The sequence below is a fragment of the Hafnia paralvei genome (assembly GCF_020150375.1).
In the GTDB taxonomy this organism is placed as follows: domain Bacteria; phylum Pseudomonadota; class Gammaproteobacteria; order Enterobacterales; family Enterobacteriaceae; genus Hafnia; species Hafnia paralvei.
Map to the genome: position 1 here is coordinate 2,516,984 of NZ_CP083737.1, position 19,460 is coordinate 2,536,443.

The 19,460-nt window shown below is 48.6% G+C and carries 19 protein-coding genes; 13 read left to right on the plus strand and 6 right to left on the minus strand.

The window, feature by feature from the left end; all coding sequences use genetic code 11:
* Positions 1 to 2,028, plus strand: a complete 2,028-nt coding sequence (locus K9N75_RS11930; RefSeq protein WP_008813572.1) for an FUSC family protein — start codon at positions 1 to 3, stop codon at positions 2,026 to 2,028.
* On the opposite strand, the gene K9N75_RS11935 is transcribed toward K9N75_RS11930, so the two are convergent.
* Positions 2,025 to 2,264 (minus strand): DUF1289 domain-containing protein, encoded by a 240-nt coding sequence (locus K9N75_RS11935; RefSeq protein ID WP_020303736.1) that lies wholly within the window; start codon positions 2,262 to 2,264, stop codon positions 2,025 to 2,027. The genes K9N75_RS11930 and K9N75_RS11935 overlap by 4 nt on opposite strands.
* Positions 2,265 to 2,337: 73 nt before the next feature.
* A complete protein-coding gene (locus K9N75_RS11940) occupies positions 2,338 to 3,240 on the minus strand; it encodes a LysR substrate-binding domain-containing protein (RefSeq protein WP_039186637.1) in 903 nt (300 codons plus the stop codon).
* Positions 3,241 to 3,359: 119 nt separating this feature from the next.
* On the opposite strand from K9N75_RS11940, the gene K9N75_RS11945 reads away from it, so the two are divergent.
* The 5 genes from K9N75_RS11945 (at position 3,360) to K9N75_RS11965 (ending at position 8,274) form a co-directional block, all read left to right on the plus strand.
* Entirely contained in the window at positions 3,360 to 4,001 is a 642-nt protein-coding gene (locus tag K9N75_RS11945; protein WP_224451658.1) for an NAD(P)-dependent oxidoreductase, read from the plus strand.
* Positions 4,002 to 4,252: 251 nt separating this feature from the next.
* A complete protein-coding gene (locus K9N75_RS11950; protein WP_130961190.1) occupies positions 4,253 to 5,350 on the plus strand; it encodes an alkene reductase in 1,098 nt (365 codons plus the stop codon).
* Between the two features lie 194 nt (positions 5,351 to 5,544).
* Complete coding sequence (gene gloA / locus K9N75_RS11955) at positions 5,545 to 5,952, plus strand: lactoylglutathione lyase (RefSeq protein WP_008813577.1); 408 nt, start codon at positions 5,545 to 5,547, stop codon at positions 5,950 to 5,952.
* Positions 5,953 to 6,126: 174 nt separating this feature from the next.
* A complete protein-coding gene (gene rnt / locus K9N75_RS11960; RefSeq protein ID WP_008813578.1) occupies positions 6,127 to 6,783 on the plus strand; it encodes a ribonuclease T in 657 nt (218 codons plus the stop codon).
* Positions 6,784 to 6,951: 168 nt separating this feature from the next.
* Positions 6,952 to 8,274: a Na+/H+ antiporter family protein gene (locus K9N75_RS11965; RefSeq protein ID WP_061060020.1), complete on the plus strand. Its 1,323-nt coding sequence runs from the start codon at positions 6,952 to 6,954 to the stop codon at positions 8,272 to 8,274.
* Positions 8,275 to 8,335: 61 nt separating this feature from the next.
* Here the strand turns inward: K9N75_RS11965 and K9N75_RS11970 are convergent, their stop codons facing one another.
* Entirely contained in the window at positions 8,336 to 8,677 is a 342-nt protein-coding gene (locus K9N75_RS11970) for a Grx4 family monothiol glutaredoxin (protein WP_375374061.1), read from the minus strand.
* Between the two features lie 370 nt (positions 8,678 to 9,047).
* Between K9N75_RS11970 and K9N75_RS11975 the strand changes: the two genes are divergently transcribed.
* Positions 9,048 to 10,019 (plus strand): C40 family peptidase, encoded by a 972-nt coding sequence (locus K9N75_RS11975; protein ID WP_008813580.1) that lies wholly within the window; start codon positions 9,048 to 9,050, stop codon positions 10,017 to 10,019.
* Between the two features lie 321 nt (positions 10,020 to 10,340).
* Positions 10,341 to 10,919, plus strand: coding sequence for a superoxide dismutase [Fe] (gene sodB / locus K9N75_RS11980; RefSeq protein ID WP_130974553.1), 579 nt, complete (start codon positions 10,341 to 10,343; stop codon positions 10,917 to 10,919).
* 91 nt (positions 10,920 to 11,010) lie between these two features.
* On the opposite strand, the gene cydH is transcribed toward sodB, so the two are convergent.
* Positions 11,011 to 11,100: a cytochrome bd-I oxidase subunit CydH gene (gene cydH / locus K9N75_RS11985; protein WP_020303734.1), complete on the minus strand. Its 90-nt coding sequence runs from the start codon at positions 11,098 to 11,100 to the stop codon at positions 11,011 to 11,013.
* A 356-nt stretch (positions 11,101 to 11,456) separates the two neighbouring features.
* Here cydH and purR point away from each other — a divergent pair, with 356 nt between their 5' ends.
* From purR to K9N75_RS12000, 3 genes are read left to right on the plus strand one after another with little or no spacing between them, the layout of a single operon-like run.
* Entirely contained in the window at positions 11,457 to 12,482 is a 1,026-nt protein-coding gene (purR, locus tag K9N75_RS11990) for an HTH-type transcriptional repressor PurR (RefSeq protein WP_008813582.1), read from the plus strand.
* Between the two features lie 3 nt (positions 12,483 to 12,485).
* Positions 12,486 to 14,135, plus strand: a complete 1,650-nt coding sequence (locus K9N75_RS11995) for an ABC transporter permease (protein WP_096080801.1) — start codon at positions 12,486 to 12,488, stop codon at positions 14,133 to 14,135.
* Positions 14,132 to 14,758: an ATP-binding cassette domain-containing protein gene (locus tag K9N75_RS12000; RefSeq protein WP_061060018.1), complete on the plus strand. Its 627-nt coding sequence runs from the start codon at positions 14,132 to 14,134 to the stop codon at positions 14,756 to 14,758. Before K9N75_RS11995 ends, K9N75_RS12000 begins: the two co-directional genes overlap by 4 nt.
* 1 nt (position 14,759) lies before the next feature.
* On the opposite strand, the gene punR is transcribed toward K9N75_RS12000, so the two are convergent.
* Positions 14,760 to 15,668: a DNA-binding transcriptional activator PunR gene (punR, locus tag K9N75_RS12005; RefSeq protein WP_008813585.1), complete on the minus strand. Its 909-nt coding sequence runs from the start codon at positions 15,666 to 15,668 to the stop codon at positions 14,760 to 14,762.
* A 140-nt stretch (positions 15,669 to 15,808) separates the two neighbouring features.
* Between punR and punC the strand changes: the two genes are divergently transcribed.
* Both punC and cfa read left to right on the plus strand, forming a co-directional pair.
* The gene (gene punC, locus K9N75_RS12010; RefSeq protein ID WP_224451660.1) at positions 15,809 to 17,035 is read left to right on the plus strand and encodes a purine nucleoside transporter PunC; all 1,227 of its coding nucleotides are present in this window, start codon (positions 15,809 to 15,811) and stop codon (positions 17,033 to 17,035) included.
* 319 nt (positions 17,036 to 17,354) lie between these two features.
* Complete coding sequence (cfa, locus tag K9N75_RS12015) at positions 17,355 to 18,506, plus strand: cyclopropane fatty acyl phospholipid synthase (protein ID WP_175319893.1); 1,152 nt, start codon at positions 17,355 to 17,357, stop codon at positions 18,504 to 18,506.
* Between the two features lie 61 nt (positions 18,507 to 18,567).
* On the opposite strand, the gene htpX is transcribed toward cfa, so the two are convergent.
* Positions 18,568 to 19,449 (minus strand): protease HtpX, encoded by an 882-nt coding sequence (htpX, locus tag K9N75_RS12020; protein WP_008813588.1) that lies wholly within the window; start codon positions 19,447 to 19,449, stop codon positions 18,568 to 18,570.
* Positions 19,450 to 19,460 lie beyond the last annotated feature (11 nt).

A 19,460-nucleotide genomic window follows, 5' to 3' on the forward strand; every position in this document is an offset into this window, starting at 1 on the left:
GTGAACATATCCTGGCTAGATTGGCGCAACACGCCATGGGCAAAGGCCAATGCGGGACAATGGCGTTATGCCTTACGCAATGCAATAGCGATGTGCCTTGCTCTGTGGGTGGCGTTTTTACTCGATCTTGATGAACCTTATTGGGCCTTTACTTCAGCCGCGGTGGTGAGTTTCCCAACCGTCGGCGGCGTGATCAGTAAGAGCATTGGTCGTATTGCCGGTAGCTTACTTGGCGCTGCGGCTTCTGTACTCATTGCGGGCCAATGTCTCAACGATCCGTGGCTATTTACGCTATTTATTGCCGCGTGGATAGCAATTTGCACCTACGTTTCCAATCATTATCAAAATAACGTCGCCTATGCTTTTGCGTTAGCGGGCTACACCGCCGCGATCATTGCCTTCTCAACCGCCGAATCAACCGACACCATGCAAATCTTTGATATTGCACAGGCGCGCGTATGCGAAGTGATCACCGGCCTGCTCTGTGGTGCTTTTATGATGATGATTCTCCCCAGCACCTCCGACGGCACTAACCTTCTGACATCGTTACGACGCATGCACCAACGTCTGTTAGAGCATGCAACTATGCTTTGGCACCCAGAAACAACGCCAGAAATGCGTGCATCGCATGAGGGGTTAATTGGTCAGATCCTCACAATGAACATTTTGCGCATTCAGGCTTTCTGGAGTAACCACCGCCTGCGTAGCCGCAACAATGTGCTTAACTTTTTACTTCACCAGCAGCTACGTCTGACCAGTGTTATCTCAAGCATTCGACGAATGCTGGTCAATTGGCCCGATCGCCCAGAATTTTTGCAGGATGTGTTGCAAGCAATCATCAAAGAGCTTCAGAACCCCGAGACCAATAAATATCGCTTGGCCAAAATCCTCAGTCGTATCTATCCACATGACCCAAGTGACTATCGTCTGCGTTCTTTTTACCTTCGCCTACGTTATTTTTGCTGGCTCTATTTGCAGGGCAGTCGTTGGATAAGACACGTTGAAAAATCATCGCCGGAAGAGACCTTCTCTCCCCCCAAAGTGCATAGTATCGCGCGTCATACCGACAGTATGGAATCAGCCTACAACGCACTACGCACCTTTATCGCGCTGGTTGTTGGCTGCGCATTTTGGATGAATACTCAGTGGGATGCGGGATCGGCGGCGCTGACTATTACCGCCATTACCTGTGTGCTGTACTCCACATCGGCGTCACCGATGACCAGCCTAACGACGCTGTTTAAAGCGATGGTGTTGCTGTCTATTGGCTGCTATCTGGCTAAATTCGGCCTAATGATTCAAATCGATGATTTCTGGGTCTTCTGTGCCTTCTTGTTACCTGTTTTGCTTACGATGCAGCTACTGAAATTACAAAACCCAAAAACAGCCGCGCTCTGGGGACAGCTCATCGTCTTTATGGGATCTTTTTTGCTGGTCACTAACCCGCCGGAATATGACTATGGAAGTTTTGTCAACGAAAACATCGCCAAGATTTGCGGTGTGCTGCTAGCTGCAGTAGCGTTTCAAATTCTGCGCCCCAGTTCTGATAAACGGAAAAGCCGCAGGATTATTCAAGCACTGCGTCGTGATTTTATCGATCAGATCAGCCGTAGACCTCAGCAAAGCGAAAGCCAGTTCGAATCACGTATTTACCATCGCATCAGTCAATTAAATCAGAGTAAAGATGAGCTATCGCGTATCTGGGTGCTACGCTGGGGGGTGGTACTGCTGAATTGTAGCCACATCGTTTGGCAACTGCGTGATTGGCAAACCCGTTCCGACCCCCTTTCCGCGGTCCGTGACGTCTGTATTCACTGTCTCAAAGGCATCATGACAGAAAAAGGTATTCAGCATGACTCTCTGGATAAGACCTTGAATGAACTATTACGTATCAGCGACGTTTTGTCTCACCATCCGGATCAGAGTGGCCGAGATTTGGCCGGACTCGTATGGCGTCTGTACTGTTCTCTTTCACAGCTGCAGCAGAAGGTGGTGACGTCAGCGTCTAACAAGTCAATAAAAAGTTAAAAGAGCGATGGTTGCTCAGGCTGATGGGATGGATCGGATTTATCATTGCGCTGTTGGCGCAACCATCGCTGTCGGCACAAGCGCAGGACATCACGCTTTTGCGGATCGCTCAGTTTTATCCAGTTAAAACGCTCGTCTCGGCTGCGCATGCAGCCGCGACAATAGCCGCGCTCGTCGGACTGACAAATACCCCGACAGGGGCTAGGGATCTCAAAGAACTCAAGTTGCTGGGCCACCGCAAACCTCCTGCTTACAGATATAAGTGAAGACGTAAACCCAGCTCAGGGCAAATTTATTATCATTTGTTATTCAACGTTGCTGATAATTTTGGAAATAATCGCGTAAGCATTGCATTGCTTGACGGCTTTTTTCCGTATGAACTCTCTCTAACGTCAACGCATGCAGCTTCAGAGGCGCGGGTCGCCACTCAGGTAACAACAACACCAAATCACCGCGCTTTAACTCATACTCAATCTCATAAAGCGGCTGTATAGAAATGCCTATCCCCTCCAACGTAAATGCACGTAATACGTTCATACTGCTACTGCCTGTAGCAATATCAGGCAGAGAAATTTTACGCGTTTCTCCGTTGTTCCTATGTAGTTCAATCGAAGCAGGAACAGCCTCATTGGTATTCACCAGCCATTGGTGTTGGCTAAGTTCATCGGGCGTTTCAGGTATCCCGCAGCGATTTAAATAGCGGGGAGAAGCGCACAGCACCATAGGCCAAACAGCTAACGGGTGGGCGATATAAGAAGCATCATCCAGTTGGCGATTAACCCGCAGAGCTATGTCCGCGCGAACCTCAATTAAATTGATAATTTCGTCGTTGGCTAAGATTCTCAGACTAAGCTTAGGATGAGCCTGTAACAAAGGGGCTAATGCCTGCGCTAATGGGGCGCCGCCGAGGCCGATCGTGGTCGCAATACGCAACTCGCCTACTAGCGTATCGCGCATTTCGGCCAATCGTTGTTCTGCCTGACTAGCTTCATGCAGCATCGCTTTGCAGCCTGGATAAAAAGCGGCTCCTGCATCGGTAAGCGTAAGTTTCCGGGTAGAGCGATGCAAGAGTGTCACCCTCAGATCTTGCTCTAAAGTGCGCATATGCTGGCTCACCGCCGATGGGCTCATCCCCAGACGCCGCCCTGCTGCGCTGAAAGAGCCTTCCGCAACCACAACGGCAAAAACGGCCATCCTGTTGAGTTTGTCCATCAATCAGCCTTGTTATCTTGAAGTTTTACTTAAAGAAGTAAGCTTGAATATGCCACTTATCAACCGAATTGTTAAGGTCTAAAGTAGCCCTATCGCAACCTAAGCAGAGGAAAATAACCATGAAACTTGCCATTATTGGAGCCACCGGTTTTGTCGGCCGTGTTGTCGTTGATGAAGCATTAGCACGTGGTCACGAAGTGACTGCTATCGCTCGCAGCCAGAAAGATTTGCCAGATGTAGACCGTTTGCATATTGCACTTGGCGACGTGACTAACGTTGATTGGCTAACACAAACGCTGAAAGGTGTCGATGCCGTTATCAGCGCATTCAACCCCGGCTGGACTGACCCCGATCTGTATACCAACTTCGTGAAAGGCAGTGATGCCATTTTGACCGCCGTGGAAAAATCGGGGGTGAAACGCTTTCTGGTGGTCGGTGGTGCGGGCAGCCTAGAAGTCGCTCCGGGCGTCGAACTCATCGATACCCCACAGTTCCCAGCAGAAATTCGTCCGGGTGCACAAGGCGCTCGTGAACTGCGCAACAAATTGCGCGCCGGCAGCGAACTGGATTGGACGGTATTATGCCCTGCAGCCATGCTTGAACCGGGCAAACGTACCGGACATTTCCGTCTTGGTACGACTTCATTGCTGATGAATGGAGATGCGCCCGCCAATATTTCAGTCCAAGATTTGGCCGTCGCGATCCTCAATGAAATTGAGCAACCACAATTTATCAAGCAGCAGTTTACTGCCGCTTACTAAACGCTAATGCCCTTCAATCTTCGCCCCACAGGCTGCAACTCCCCAGCCTGTGGGGTTTCTTCGTATTATCGCCGCTTAAAAAACCTTCGCTTTAAATAATTTCATCATAAAGTATTTGCGCGTGTATTGACTTAGACCAACCGGTCTATTAGTCTTTGCCCAAGCCTCGTTGTTTCGTATGCATCATGTCTAACGAGCTCATTTAAACTTCGTAGCGTGCGTTGACGCGTTACACCGCCACAGGATTCACTATGAAAATCGAAAAGTTATTCACGCCTGTCACCGTTGGTGATGTCACTTTGCCTAACCGAGTTTTCATGGCTCCGCTGACACGCCTACGCAGCAAAGAACCGGGCGATATTCCAACCCCATTGATGGGCGAATACTATAACCAGCGTGCAGGCGCCGGTTTAATTATCACAGAAGCAACTCAGGTTTCGTTTCAAGCAAAAGGCTATGCCGGCGCGCCCGGTTTACATACACCAGAGCAATTGGATGCGTGGAAAAAAATCGTTGCGGGAGTCCATCAACATGGCGGTCATATCGCGGTACAGCTATGGCACGTAGGCCGTATCTCTCATAACAGTCTCCAGCCGAACAATCAGCCTCCGGTTGCACCATCAGCTATCGCCGCTGATACTCGCACCACGGTTCGAGATGAAAACGGCCATTGGGTACGTGTTCCTTGCTCGGAACCTCGCGCCTTAGAAACCAGCGAAATCCCTGGCATCGTTAACGATTTCCGCCACGCCGTTGCGCTGGCGAGCAAGGCCGGTTTTGATCTGGTCGAACTGCACGCGGCACATGGCTACCTCCTGCATCAGTTTATGTCTCCTGCGTCTAACCAACGTACCGACCAATATGGCGGTTCTATTGAAAACCGTGCGCGTTTAACGCTCGAGGTGGTTGATGCTGCTATTGCCGAATCTGGCGCTGGCCGCGTAGGTATTCGCATTTCACCATTGGGGCCATTTAACGGGCTGGATAACGGTGAAGACCAGGAAGAAGCTGCGCTTTATCTCATCGGTCAGCTTAACCAGAGAAAAATTGCTTATTTGCATATCTCTGAGCCAGATTGGGCCGGTGGCAAGCCTTATTCAGAGGCGTTCCGTCAGGCGGTACGTGAAAACTTCAGCGGCATCATTATTGGTTCCGGTGGATACAACGCAGAAAAAGCGGAAACGCTGATTAATCAAGGTCTGATCGACGCCGTTGCCTTTGGACGTAACTTTATTGCCAACCCAGATTTAGTTGAACGTTTAGAGAAAAAAGCATCATTGAATACGCCACAGCCTGAGACCTTCTACGGTGGTGGCGCTGAAGGCTATACAGATTACCCAACGCTGTAATACTTCGGCATATATCCCAATGACGGGAATATATGCCAACCCTCTGGCCGCCTCCACTCAGTCAGAGGGTTTTTCCATTTCTTGTCACCACATCGCTCGCGATTAATGCCGACCTTTTATTGATCGCTGAATGTACGCTGTTACAATGTTCTATATCTTGTAAAGCAAGCCGTTTCGATTTTCAGAGGGAAATTATGCGTTTACTACACACCATGCTGCGCGTCGGTCATCTGCAACGCTCCATCGACTTCTACACCAAAGTTTTAGGCATGCGCCTGCTGCGTACCAGTGAAAACGAAGAGTATAAATACTCTCTGGCCTTCGTCGGTTATAGCGATGAAAGTACCGGCTCTGTGATTGAGCTGACCTATAACTGGGGCGTTGAAAGCTACGAGATGGGCACAGCATTTGGTCACATTGCACTGGGCGTCGATGATGTTGCAGCAACCTGCGAAAGCATTCGTCAGGCTGGCGGCAAAGTCACTCGTGAAGCGGGTCCGGTAAAAGGCGGCAACACCATTATCGCCTTTGTTGAAGATCCAGATGGTTACAAAATCGAGCTGATCGAAAACAAACAAGCTGGCGCGGGTTTAGGCAACTAATCCTAAGTACCAGAACGTATCAAACCCATGTGGTTTGAGCAAAAACCGAGCGGGCGCCTTAGCGTCCGCTTTTTTATCTGATGCATGAATGAGGCTCGTACCGCGTTTGCGGACTGCAAACTACGTAAAAATTTGCCATAATGCGCGCTGCATTCCATAGACCAGAAGTTGAACATGGCTGAAACCACCAATCTAAATACGCTGAGCGCGCGCTTTCGCGGGTTCTATCCTGTTGTCATTGATGTCGAAACCGCAGGTTTTGATGCCAACACCAACGCGCTACTTGAAATTGCGGCAGTCACATTACGTATGACTGACGATGGATGGTTAGAGCCCGACGAAACACTTCATTTTCACGTTGAGCCTTTTGTTGGCTCCGTACTGGTTCCTGAAGCTTTGGCATTCAACGGTATTGATCCGGAAAACCCATTGCGCGGTGCGGTCAGCGAATACGAAGCCTTACACGCCATCTTCAAAGCCGTACGTAAAGGCATTAAAGAACACGACTGTAATCGTGCCGTCATTGTGGCGCACAATGCCCACTTTGATCACTCGTTTGTGATGGCCGCGGCTGAGCGCGTTGGCTTAAAACGCAACCCTTTCCATCCGTTCGCCACTTTCGATACTGCCGCGCTGAGCGGGCTAGTATTAGGTCAAACCGTGCTGGCTAAGGCCTGCATTGCCGCCAATATCCCATTTGACAGCACCCAAGCACACTCCGCGCTCTACGATACAGAACAGACGGCAACGCTGTTTTGTGAATTGGTAAACCGCTGGAAACGTATGGGTGGATGGCCTCTGCCCGCCAATGCGGAAGAAAGCGCTGAATAAAGATTAATAGCTCGCTATCTAGCGGGCTTTTCCTCTAATTTAGTTGTCTATACAACCCTTGAGCTATGCCCTCCCACTCCGGCTAATTCTTGTTTTTGTCGTGTTAATGCGAAAAAAATGTTATTAAACGTGTTTTATAATTTTTAGAACTCTGGGACATTGACGTCTATGAACGCTGTTGTTGTCGCCGTCACGGTGATGCTTTTACTGAGTTTAATGCGGGTGAACGTGGTTATCGCGTTAATCTTTGCGGCTATTACCGGTGGTCTGGTTGGCGGACTCACTCTTGAAACGACCCTAACTACTTTTAGCGGTGGTCTCGGTGGTGGCGCTGAAATTGCACTAAGTTACGCGATGCTAGGGACTTTCGCCGTTGCTATCTCCCGTTCGGGTATCACCGATATATTGGCTCAGAAAGTCATTGCCCGAATGGGGCATCAGCCAAGCGCCAGTAAACTATTTTGGTTTAAGTACGGTTTGCTGCTGATTATTTCTCTCATCGCTATTTCGTCGCAAAACCTGATCCCCATTCACATCGCATTTATCCCGATCTTGATCCCCCCTTTGCTCCACGTGTTTTCACGCATGAATCTCGATCGCCGTGCGGTGGCCTGCGTGCTGACCTTTGGTTTAATAACGCCTTATATGGTATTGCCCATCGGCTTTGGCGGCATCTTCCTGAACAATATTCTGTTAAAGAATTTGAACGGCAACGGCCTAAACGTGACAGCGTCACAAGTTCCTCACGCGATGCTGCTACCGGGATTAGGCATGGTTGTTGGGCTGCTGATAGCCGTATTTTTCAGTTATCGTAAACCACGCCGCTACAGCGAGCGCAAAATTCTTGCTGCAGAACCAGAGCACAAAAGCGTAAAAACACGTCACTTGTGGGTGGCCGGTCTAGCGATACTCGCAGCATTAGGTGTTCAGTTGGCGACCAACTCCATCGTGCTCGGCGCACTGGTGGGGTTCATGGTCTTTATCGCGGGTGGCGTCATTCATTGGAAAGAAACTCAGGATGTTTTCACCCGCGGTGTACATATGATGGCGATGATTGGCTTTATTATGATCACCGCATCAGGATTCGCCGCAGTGATTAAAGCCACCGGCAGCGTTGAAACGCTGGTTGTTTCGATTGAGAGCGTGATCGGTAATAATCGCGGTTTAGCGGCCTTTTTAATGCTATTCGTCGGACTGATCATCACCATGGGGATTGGCTCTTCATTCTCGACGGTGCCAATTATCGCCGCAATTTATGTTCCATTGTGTATCGCTTTTGGTTTTTCACCGATGGCGACAATTGCCATTGTCGGCGTAGCCGGTGCACTTGGCGATGCAGGTTCCCCCGCCTCAGACTCAACGCTCGGCCCCACTTCGGGCTTAAATATGGATGGTCAGCACGATCACATTTGGGATTCGGTTGTACCTACATTCTTGCACTATAACCTACCCTTGCTAGCCTTCGGCTGGATCGCTGCAATGACGCTGTAAGCTGCACCCAAAATAACAAAGGCGCCCTAAGGCGCCTTTGTTTTATGCGACAACAATATCACTATTGCTGTTCTTCCTGAGCGGGATGCTTCGCCGCAGTTTCTTTAATCAACTGCTGCAATTCACCGGCGCGGTACATTTCGATAATGATGTCACAGCCGCCCACCAGCTCACCTTCGACCCACAATTGTGGGAAGGTTGGCCAGTTAGCATATTTTGGCAATTCGGAGCGAATATCAGGATTTTGCAAAATATCGACATAGGCAAAACGCTCGCCGCACGCAGACAATGCCTGAACGGCCTGAGCAGAAAAACCACAGCTCGGCAATTTTGGCGAACCTTTCATGTATAAAATAATTGGGTTTTCAGCTAGTTGGCGCTGAATTTTTTCAATAGTGGTCATTGTCATTTTGTTTTACTTCCTCTAACCAGTGTTATGCAGACAGCATGCAAGTGCATATCAAATTATTGTACTGGATTGTACGCAGCGACGCTCTTAGAAAAAAACGCCATCTTTTATAGGGGTATTTCTGAGGTGTTTCGATCCCTTATCGCTTAAGCTCAGTTTAATCTAAAAACGTGCTATGCTATATCCGTTTGGTTCGTGTTTAGATTTACAGCAGAATTTGTTCAAAACAGCATCCGATTTAACTCTTGTAACATTTAGTCACAAAGAGAATATAAATAGCGGAAATGAATGCTGTTCTGTTCCTGTTGTTTATTTAATACTGTTTGCCATGTTTTTTTCTTGGGACAAAGCCTGGAACCTACCAATGCGTCTATATATCGCACTCTTTGTTCTGCTGTTTACTCAGCTATTTGCTAATGCCGCCAATGCCTCTCCGGGGCATAAAGTCGTTGCCGATCAGCGAAAGTCGCACACGACCAGTAGCGAAGCCGCCGATCGTAAAAAGCGAAAGCCTGCGGCTAGCAAAAAAGAAAAAACGCCAACGACTTCTACCGCTAAAAACAAAAAGAGCAGCGATAAAACAGTCGCGAGTAAAAAACAAAACGCTAAAAAAGAGTCGGCCTCGCAGAATAGCGCTTTAGCCAGCAAATTTGCCCGCAATCGTGAAGTTGCTCGTAATAAAGCCAACAGCAAGAAAATTGATAAAGCGGTATTAGCCTCTCTATCTAAGCCAAATAAAAAATCTGCTGAGAAAAAGGCAAGCGCCAGAACCGCAACGCTTGCGCATGTCAGCAATAAAAAGAGCTATGGTCGTCAACGCGGCAAACTAAACAGCAAAAATGAATTGGCTAAGCTCGCGCTAAATCAGAATAATGTTGAGATCGTTGATGGCAAGCCAATCCGTTTGAGTCCACAGCATAAAAAGCGCTACCAGAATGCTAAACAGACCGCGATGAACAAGCTGATGAATCAGGTTGGCAAACCCTACCGCTGGGGAGGCTCATCACCTAGCACCGGGTTCGATTGCAGCGGTTTAGTCTACTATGCCTATCAAGATTTGCTGAGTATCAAAATCCCACGCACAGCTAACGAGATGTATCATCTGCGCGATGCAGCTCCGGTGAAGAAAACTGAGTTACAAAAAGGCGATTTAGTCTTCTTCCGCATTAACAACCGTGGCGCTGCCGATCATGTGGGTGTCTATATGGGTGAAGGTAAATTCATCCAGTCACCGCGCACTGGTGAACAAATTCGTATCAGCTATCTGGATAACGATTATTGGCAGGGTCACTATGTGGGTGCTCGCCGTGTCATGACGCCCAAAACAATTCGTTAGATATGCCAAGCAACAGGGATTTATTCATATAACGGATAATCCCTGTAATTTCCCCTCTCCTTTCTCAATATCCTTCCTTAGTACCTTGATGTCTCGCAGTGTTACTGATGGACAATTCATCAATTGATAACCAAAAAGCAAAATTTAGCCTGTTATTAGACTCAAAACTTGCTAAAATCGATCCCCATAACAAGAGCACAACAAGATCGTTTCAAATTTAAAAACCCGCACACTGACGTTAACGTTAGTGTGATGCGTGAAACATAAAACACTTGCGTGTAACTGTTTCATCGCAAAATAGATCAATAATAGGAGAGAGCAATGTCTTTTGAATTACCTACATTACCATACGAAAAAAACGCACTCGAGCCGCACATCTCCGCAGAAACTCTGGAATACCATTACGGTAAGCATCACAACACCTACGTGGTAAACCTAAACAACCTGATCAAAGGCACCGAGTTTGAAGGTAAATCACTGGAAGAGATCATCAAGACCTCTACTGGCGGTATCTTTAACAACGCCGCTCAGGTTTGGAACCATACCTTCTACTGGCACTGCCTGTCTCCAAAAGGCGGCAACGCACCTACTGGCGCAGTAGCAGACGCCATTAACAAAGCCTTTGGTTCTTTCGAAGCCTTCAAAGAAGAACTGACTAAATCTGCCGTGGGTAACTTTGGTTCTGGCTGGACGTGGCTGGTTAAAAAAGCGGACGGTTCTTTAGCTATCGTTAATACCTCAAACGCAGCAACCCCATTGACCAGCGGCGACAAACCACTGCTGACCGTGGACGTTTGGGAACACGCTTACTACATCGATTACCGCAATGCGCGTCCTAAATATCTGGAGAACTTCTGGGCTCTGGTAAACTGGGAATTCGTCGCTAAAAACTTGGCATAAGTTTTTAACGTACGTATATAAGAAAGGCGGTCGATTGACCGCCTTTTGTTTTAGTCATGTTAATAACTAAAGATTCCAACACGTCTTTAAATCAGTGCAGCGCTGCTACAAAGCTAAAGATAACAATAACTGCCAAAGCAGCAACCGTCGTCATTAGGGAATATTTCAGATCGGTTTCCATGTGCTCATCTCCCGCATTTCGTTATCAGATCAATTTTTATTATACATAAACACTTGCAGAAAGTGTGTGAAATCATTTTTACATACATCAAATGAGATCACACGCAGAAAATCATTCTATTATTCTTTCTCTTATCCCCTAATTTTGACTTCCCCTTTTGCATTTTATAGGCCAAAATTTACGGTTTACTGCTACGTATCAGCTTTCATAACGAAAAAGAATAGGCTGGCACTCGAAGTCTCTGCATATTCATTTATTTTATGTGCTTTCATTCGGTGTAATTTTAGATGTACGTAAGCAAACGATTAACACAATAGCTATGTTTTGATTACATAAGCTTAGGAGTCATCTGTTTCATGGCAACGATTAAAGATGTGGCAAAACGCGCGGGCGTTTCCACCACGACTGTGTCTCATGTCATTAATAAAACGCGCTTTGTCGCCGAAGAGACCAAAGCCGCGGTATGGGAGGCAATTAAAGAGCTGCACTATTCTCCCAGTGCCGTCGCCCGTAGCCTGAAAGTTAACCACACTAAATCGATCGGTTTACTGGCCACCTCCAGTGAAGCGCCCTATTTTGCTGAGGTCATCGAAGCCGTAGAGAACGCCTGCTACAGCCAAGGCTATACCCTAATTCTGTGCAATTCGCATAACAATCCAGAAAAGCAAAAAGCCTATCTCGCCATGTTGGCACAAAAGCGTGTTGATGGCCTGCTGGTGATGTGCTCTGAGTATCCAGAGAACCTACTACAGACGCTAGAAGACTACCGCAATATTCCGATGGTCGTTATGGATTGGGGAACGCAGCGCAGCGACTTTACCGATGCGATTCAAGATAACGCCTTCGAAGGGGGCTATTTAGCGGGCCGTTATTTGATTGAACGCGGCCATCGTGACATTGGTGCCATTACCGGACAGCTGTCGCGCAATACCGGCGGTGGACGCCTGCGGGGCTTCCTGAAAGCGCTACAAGAGGCCAATATCCCAACGCGCGATGAGTGGATGGTTGAAGGTGACTTTGAACCCGAGTCTGGATACAAAGCTATGCACCAAATCCTCTCGCAAAAGCATCGACCGACAGCCGTTTTTGTGGGTGGAGACATCATGGCCATGGGCGCCATCTGCGCCGCAGATGAAATGGGGTTGCGCGTCCCACAAGATATTTCGGTGATCGGGTATGATAACGTACGTAACGCACGTTACTTCACTCCGGCATTAACCACTATTCATCAGCCGAAAGAGCGTCTAGGTGCGATGGCCTTTGATATGCTGCTTGATCGTATCGTGAGCAAACGCGAAGATTCTCAGACTATCGAAGTGCACCCTAAATTGGTAGAGCGTCGTTCAGTAGCCGATGGCCCTTATCTGGACTATCGCCGCTAAGCGATGAAGAACGGCTGCTCCTGTCTCGCGCTGTTCCCTCTTGTGCTGATACTTGCTGGTGCGCTGCCGATTGCGGCGGCGCTACTGGTTATGCTTCAACCCCTTTCAGATACTTTTTCCCTTAGCCATTTTCTTGCGTCGTGGCACCTGTTGCTACAATGGCCAGGTATATTGCAATCCATCACGCTGAGCATATTCAGTGGTTTTGCCGCCACGCTAATATCACTATGGCTAGCTCTGGCGTTATGTGGGCAGGTCATTCTCAGACAGAATAGTCATATCGCGCGGGTTATCTCCACTGCTATTCTCGCTATACCGCACATTGCTTTAGCGACCGGATTGATCCTGCTGTTGTCCCCATCGGGCTGGTTGCTAAGGGTCATTTCCCCCACGCTTACCGGATACTCTCGCCCACCTGATTGGCTGATAATCAACGATCCTTATGCACTTTCATTGACGTTGCTATTAGCGGTGAAAGAAACGCCTTTCCTGTTTTTAATGGCGCTGAATATCGCCGGACGTATTGATGTTCGACGACAAATACAGTCAGGTGTGGCGCTAGGCTATCCTTCAACTCGCGTCTGGTGGCTGTTGTTAGTGCCACAGATTCTGCGCGGCCTGCGGTTGCCCGTCTTCTGCGTGTTGGCATTTGGCTTATCCGTGGTGGATATCGCTATTTTACTTGGACCACAGCAGCCCACAACGCTATCCCTACAGATTTGGCAATGGATGACCGATCCGGCACTGACGCATCAAGTATTGGCGACCAGCGGAACGTTGCTCCTGCTTGGGATCACGCTTTTTAGTTTTGTCCTCTGGCTGATGATTGAAAGGGCCTGGCTGCGCTATTGCCGCAACGCGCACGGTCAAAGACGCTATAAACGTCATATGACGCTACGGCCTCTATGGATCGTTGGCATACTGCTGACGCTGGGTTCGTATAGCGTTTTGTTTATCTGGTCGATTGCTTGGCGATGGCCGTTCCCTGCTGCCTTACCACTGCAATGGACATTCGATTATTGGCTCAGCAGCCTAAGCCAACTCGGTACCCCCATCATCAATAGCCTGCTCATCGCTGGCATCGCCAATCTCTGTAGTCTGATTCTCTGTGTAGGCTTTCTTGAATGGCAATTCTTACGCCATAAAATCACGGGATTATGGCTGCTACTCACACCTCTTTTGCTACCGCAAATCAGTCTGATTTTTGGTTTACAACATTTAGCGGCTTGGTTCGACGTGATTGGCCTGCTGCCCAGCGTGATTTTCGCCCATGCGCTGTTTATTACGCCTTACTACTTCCTCAGTCTGAGCGGCACATGGCAGGCTTTTGATCGTAGACTCCTTTATACGGCCCAATCACTAGGGAAAACCCCGTGGTCGTGCTTCTGGCATATTAAAATTCCACTATTGAGTAAACCGCTGGCGATATCCGTCGCCCTAGGCTTTGCTGTCAGTATCGGCCTTTATCTGCCGACTCTGGGGTTCGGGGCTGGTCGTTTCCCTACTTTAGCGACCGAAACGGTGGCCTACGCCAGCGGAATCGATCGCCGCATGGCCGCCGTTGCAGCTCTGTGGCAAACCTTTCTGCCACTGCTCGGCTACGGGTTAGCACTGTTTATCCCCGTCACATTCTCAAGGAGTAAGCAGCAATGAGCACGTTGACTCTCGAACAGTTTCAAGTCTATTTACATGATGTGCCGCTAACGCCTGAACTCAACGTGAGTGTGGCCGGCGGAGAAACGCTTACGCTAATGGGGCCGAGCGGGTGTGGAAAATCAAGCTTGCTGTTAGCGCTTGCAGGACATGCACATGCTCCGATTTCACGACGAGGAAAAGTGAAAATTAATGGGCAAGATGTGACACACCTTCCAGCCCATCAACGCAAAGTCGGTCTGCTATTTCAAGATGACTTATTATTTCCTCATCTCAACGTAGAGCAAAATCTGTTATTCGCGTTGCCTGATGATGTTGCTCGGACAGAACGCCACTCACAGGTGACTCAAGCCTTAGCAAAGATTGAGATGAGTGAGTTTTCCCGCCGCTTTCCAAATGAACTCTCCGGCGGGCAACGCGCCAGAATCAGCCTGCTTCGCACCCTATTATCTAGCCCTGCGGTCGTTGCGCTAGACGAGCCTTTTTCTAAGCTCGATAAAACACTGCGCCAACATTTTCGTCGCTGGGTCTTTGATGAGTTAAAACAGGCCAATATCGCCGCCCTTTTAGTCACACACGATGAAGACGATGCGCCAGAAAATGGGCAAATGATTTGCCTGTAGTTTACTCTGGGCTCAGCCATTCCTGATTCATGGTTTCGGTATCTCCCAGATAATCCAGTAACCAGTCAATTGCCGGTGAGCGAGTATGATCCTCCCAGGTGACGCAGCAGGCGCTATCAGGAAACGGCTGCGCCAACTGCAAAATATGTAATTTCCCCGCACTGACCAATGGCTCTGCCATATGAGCCGGCATCAGCCCCACGCAAAGACCGCTTTCCAGACAATCGCAGGCAGACTGCCAGTCTGGCACCACTAAACGGCGCTGGTTATCAAGTAGCCATGTGTCGCGCTTAGGCAGATTGATTGACGTATCCTCAATGCACAGCGCAGGGAATGGACGAATTTTATCATCCGTCAGTTCGCCTTCGAGCATCGCCAACGGATGCTCTGGGCTGACTAGGCAATGCCAATGCAAAAAACCCATATCGCGAAATGAAAAACGTCCTCCGGCCGGCACCGCACGCGTTGCGCCAATAGCCACATCAACCCGTCCGGCAACTAAGGCATCCCACACACCGTTAAACACTTCTGGATGGATCATTAATTCCATATCAGGAAAGTGACGATAAAAATCCACGACCAACTGCCGACTCCTACGCGGGTTAACGATGCGATCGACGGCGATATTTAGCTGTCCACGCCAGCCGTTTGCGACTTGCTGACACTGGCGACGGGTGGAATTCATTTTTTTGATAATAGTACGCGCTTCTTCTACAAAAAATGCGCCTGCTTCGGTTAACTCCACATCACGATGGCGTCGTTCAAACAGCGAAACGGCTAACCATGTTTCCAACTGACGTACTGTGTAACTCACGGCAGACGGCACACGGTGCAGCTCTTGTGCTGCGGCGCTGAAACTCCCCGTTCTAGCAACCGCGTCTACAACCTCTAATGAGTATTCAGACCACATGTGCGCTACCTCACCTTTCTTGCTTTCAAAAATTTTCACTCATGATAGCAAATATTAGCGTTTCACAAGTAATTAGTGAGATCGCTAAACTCCCCACGTCACACTTTCACTCTGCAACAAATATATAACGAGTCAAAATAATGCGAACTTCCTCATTTTTTATGTTCTATCTGGCCGGCTTGAGCATGTTGGGATATCTGGCCACCGATATGTATCTTCCTGCTTTTGGTGCCATGCAGCAGGATCTGGGTGCGTCTGCGGGCGCAATTAGCGCTAGTTTAAGTATTTTCTTAGCCGGTTTTGCCTTTGCCCAGCTCGTTTGGGGCCCTCTGTCTGACCGTATTGGTCGTAAGCCCGTCCTGCTGATGGGGCTGACATTGTTCAGCCTTGGCTGCTTGGGAATGATCTGGGTAGACACAACTGTCGAGCTTCTGATTCTGCGTTTCGTACAGGCTATCGGTGTATGTTCTGCCGCGGTGACCTGGCAAGCGCTGGTAATCGACCGTTACAGCAAAGGCATCGCCAACCGCGTATTTGCCACCATCATGCCGCTGGTCGCACTGTCGCCAGCCTTAGCGCCATTACTCGGTGCATGGCTACTAAATCATTTAGAGTGGCAGGCCATTTTCGCCGTATTGTTCGGGATTTCACTGCTCCTACTGATCCCTACGTTGATGCTGAAAGATACGCGCCGTAAACCAACAGAAGATAAAACGCAGAAAAAAATTAGTTTCTTCCAGTTGATGCGCTCAAATATCTTCTCTGGCAACGTAATGATTTTTGCTGCCTGCTCTGCGGGTTTCTTTGCTTGGCTAACCGGTTCACCGTTCATTCTCGGTGATATGGGCTATGGTCCTAACGATATTGGTTTGAGCTATGTGCCACAGACGATTGCTTTCTTAATCGGTGGCTATGGCTGCCGTGCGCTGCTTAGCCGCATCGGTGGAAATCTGATGCTGCCTGTACTGCTGATTGTTTATAGCCTGTGCATGATTGCGATGTTTGTGATGGCGATGTTTAGTACACCAGGACTGTTCGCCATTCTTGTCCCTTTCTGCATCATGGCGATGGCGAACGGGGCTATTTATCCTATCGTGGTCGCGAATGCGCTAACGCCATTTCCTGAAAACAGTGGTAAAGCCGCCGCGCTGCAAAATACCTTACAGCTTGGCGTCTGTTTCCTTGCCAGCCTGCTAGTATCGGTCTTTGTTGAATCTGCGCTATTAGCAACTACGGCTATTATGGCGGGAACCGTTATTTTGGTCATGATCGGCTATTGGCTCAAAAGTGACAGCGTCACTAAAAAACTCAGCGCAGATAAGTTAACTACAACAGAATCAAGCAAAAAGCACGTTTCTCAACACTAGTATTTTTTGTCTCCTTTACGCTAACCCATTGACCAGCGGTATAGATTCATACTTGAGTCTGTCACCGCTGCGTCCTATACTGCAACAGTTGCATTCACAATTATTTTGCTAGTGAGTAACTTTTACTTTTCTGGCGTGCGGAGCACGTCACGTTTTCTAAAGGATGAGTCCCTGCTAAACGCATGGGTTTCCTCAGTTTTCCATTTTTCTAAGTCGGGTTTAAACACCGCGGGTTGGCCGTTGGTACTCGTGCGCCTACAGATTGCCCATGCGTTCTGGCAGGTCGAGTTATATGAAGAATATGGGTCATGGAGAAACTATGAGTTCATCGTGTATAGAAGATCTGAGCGTACAAAACAGTCAGTGGTACAGAATTGCCAGTGAGATGTTGCAATCGGCAGATATAGAGGTAAATGGTTCACGCCCTTTTGATATTCGCGTCAAGAATCCTCATTTCTTTAAACGTGTATTGCAAGAGGGTTCACTGGGCCTTGGTGAGAGCTATATGGATGGTTGGTGGGAATGCGACCGATTAGACATTTTCTTCCAGAAAGTGCTACGTGCCGGACTGGAAAACCAGCTTCCCCATCATATTAAAGATACGTTGCGCGTTGCGGCGGCTCGATTGACAAATCTACAATCTAAAAAGCGTGCATGGATCGTGGGTAAAGAGCATTACGATTTGGGCAATGACCTTTTTAGCCTGATGCTCGATCCCTACATGCAGTACTCCTGTGGATACTGGAAAGACGCCACCACGCTTAAGCAGGCGCAAGAAGCCAAGCTAAAACTTATCTGTGAAAAACTTCAGTTAAAACCGGGTATGACGCTGTTAGATATTGGCTGTGGCTGGGGAGGACTTGCCGCTTATGCCGCTAAGCACTACGGCGTGTCGGTCGAAGGTGTCACTATTTCTGCGGAGCAGCAAAAATTAGCACAGGAACGTTGCAAGGATTTAGATGTAAAAATCCTACTGCAGGACTATCGCGATCTTGATTCGCAGTATGATCGCATCGTTTCAGTGGGAATGTTTGAGCACGTCGGACCGAAAAACTACCAGACCTACTTCAAAGTCGTTGCCCGAAATTTAAAGCCTGATGGTCTTTTCCTTTTGCACACCATTGGTGCTAATGAAACGAATATGAACGTTGATCCTTGGATCAATAAATATATTTTCCCTAATGGCTGCCTGCCTTCTATTAAGCACATTGCTACCACAAGTGAAGGTAAATTCGTCATGGAAGATTGGCACAATATTGGCGCTGATTATGACCGCACCTTAATGGCTTGGTACGAACGTTTTGTACAAAATTGGCCAAAGCTGGAACATAACTACTCTCAGCGTTTCTTCCGTATGTTCAGCTACTATCTGAATGCCTGCGCTGGTGCGTTCCGCGCACGCGATATTCAGCTGTGGCAGGTCGTATTCTCACCACGCGGCGCCGAAGGCGGTTTGCGTGTCGCGCGTTAAACAGAGCGCCATAAACGTCAAAGGAGCCTTTCGGCTCCTTTGTTTTTTCTATCGTGCTGAATTACTTCAGGTATTGGCCCGTACGCAGCGCTTCAATACGCTTGTCCAACGGAGGGTGAGACAGGAACAGTTCGCTAAAAGACTTATTACGGCCGTTAATGCAAAATGCCATCATGCTCCCTTCTTCCTGCGGTTCATAGCTGGTTTTTAGACGCTGCAATGCAGCAATCATTTTCTCGCGCCCCACTAAGTTTGCAGAACCCGCATCGGCACGGAATTCACGGTAACGCGAGAACCACATGGTGATGATGCTCGCCAGAATACCGAACACAATCTCCAGCACCATAGACACCGCGAAATAAATCATCGGGTTACCACTGCTGCTTTCACCTTCATCGCGATTGCCAGACAAGAACCCTGCCGCCACCTGCGCAATCAGGCGCGAGATGAAGATAACAAAGGTGTTCACCACGCCCTGAACCAGCGTCATAGTCACCATGTCACCATTGGCAACGTGGCTAATCTCATGCGCCAAAACGGCTTCAGCCTCATCACGGCTCATGTTTTGTAGCAGACCGGTGCTCACCGCCACTAATGAAGCATTACGACGTGCGCCTGTAGCAAACGCATTCATATCCGGTGCATGATAAATAGCCACCTGTGGCATATCAATGCCTGCCTGCTGCGACTGACGACGCACCGTTTCGACTAACCAACGCTCGGTTTCATTGCGAGGTTGCTCAATCACCTCGCCCCCAACCGAACGCAATGCCATCCACTTAGACATCAACAGAGAAACAATAGAACCACCAAAGCCGAACAGCAGTGCCATCACCATCAGCCCTTGCACGCTGCTGGACTGGATCCCTGTTAGGCTCAACACCACACCAAACACCAGCATAACGGCTAGGTTGGTTAGCAGGAACAAAGCGATACGCATCATATTATTTATTA

Excerpts from the sequence above, each read along its gene's own strand:
- rnt (WP_008813578.1), top strand. The coding sequence starts at position 6,127 with ATGGCTGAAACCACCAATCTAAATACGCTGAGCGCGCGCTTTCGCGGG.
- purR (WP_008813582.1), top strand. The coding sequence starts at position 11,457 with ATGGCAACGATTAAAGATGTGGCAAAACGCGCGGGCGTTTCCACCACG.
- sodB (WP_130974553.1), top strand. The coding sequence starts at position 10,341 with ATGTCTTTTGAATTACCTACATTACCATACGAAAAAAACGCACTCGAG.
- gloA (WP_008813577.1), top strand. The coding sequence starts at position 5,545 with ATGCGTTTACTACACACCATGCTGCGCGTCGGTCATCTGCAACGCTCC.
- K9N75_RS11995 (WP_096080801.1), top strand. The coding sequence starts at position 12,486 with ATGAAGAACGGCTGCTCCTGTCTCGCGCTGTTCCCTCTTGTGCTGATA.
- K9N75_RS11940 (WP_039186637.1), bottom strand. The coding sequence starts at position 3,240 with ATGGACAAACTCAACAGGATGGCCGTTTTTGCCGTTGTGGTTGCGGAA.
- K9N75_RS11970 (WP_375374061.1), bottom strand. The coding sequence starts at position 8,677 with ATGACCACTATTGAAAAAATTCAGCGCCAACTAGCTGAAAACCCAATT.
- cfa (WP_175319893.1), top strand. The coding sequence starts at position 17,355 with ATGAGTTCATCGTGTATAGAAGATCTGAGCGTACAAAACAGTCAGTGG.
- punC (WP_224451660.1), top strand. The coding sequence starts at position 15,809 with ATGCGAACTTCCTCATTTTTTATGTTCTATCTGGCCGGCTTGAGCATG.
- K9N75_RS11945 (WP_224451658.1), top strand. The coding sequence starts at position 3,360 with ATGAAACTTGCCATTATTGGAGCCACCGGTTTTGTCGGCCGTGTTGTC.
- punR (WP_008813585.1), bottom strand. The coding sequence starts at position 15,668 with ATGTGGTCTGAATACTCATTAGAGGTTGTAGACGCGGTTGCTAGAACG.
- K9N75_RS12000 (WP_061060018.1), top strand. The coding sequence starts at position 14,132 with ATGAGCACGTTGACTCTCGAACAGTTTCAAGTCTATTTACATGATGTG.
- K9N75_RS11965 (WP_061060020.1), top strand. The coding sequence starts at position 6,952 with ATGAACGCTGTTGTTGTCGCCGTCACGGTGATGCTTTTACTGAGTTTA.
- K9N75_RS11950 (WP_130961190.1), top strand. The coding sequence starts at position 4,253 with ATGAAAATCGAAAAGTTATTCACGCCTGTCACCGTTGGTGATGTCACT.
- cydH (WP_020303734.1), bottom strand. The coding sequence starts at position 11,100 with ATGGAAACCGATCTGAAATATTCCCTAATGACGACGGTTGCTGCTTTG.
- htpX (WP_008813588.1), bottom strand. The coding sequence starts at position 19,449 with ATGATGCGTATCGCTTTGTTCCTGCTAACCAACCTAGCCGTTATGCTG.
- K9N75_RS11975 (WP_008813580.1), top strand. The coding sequence starts at position 9,048 with ATGCGTCTATATATCGCACTCTTTGTTCTGCTGTTTACTCAGCTATTT.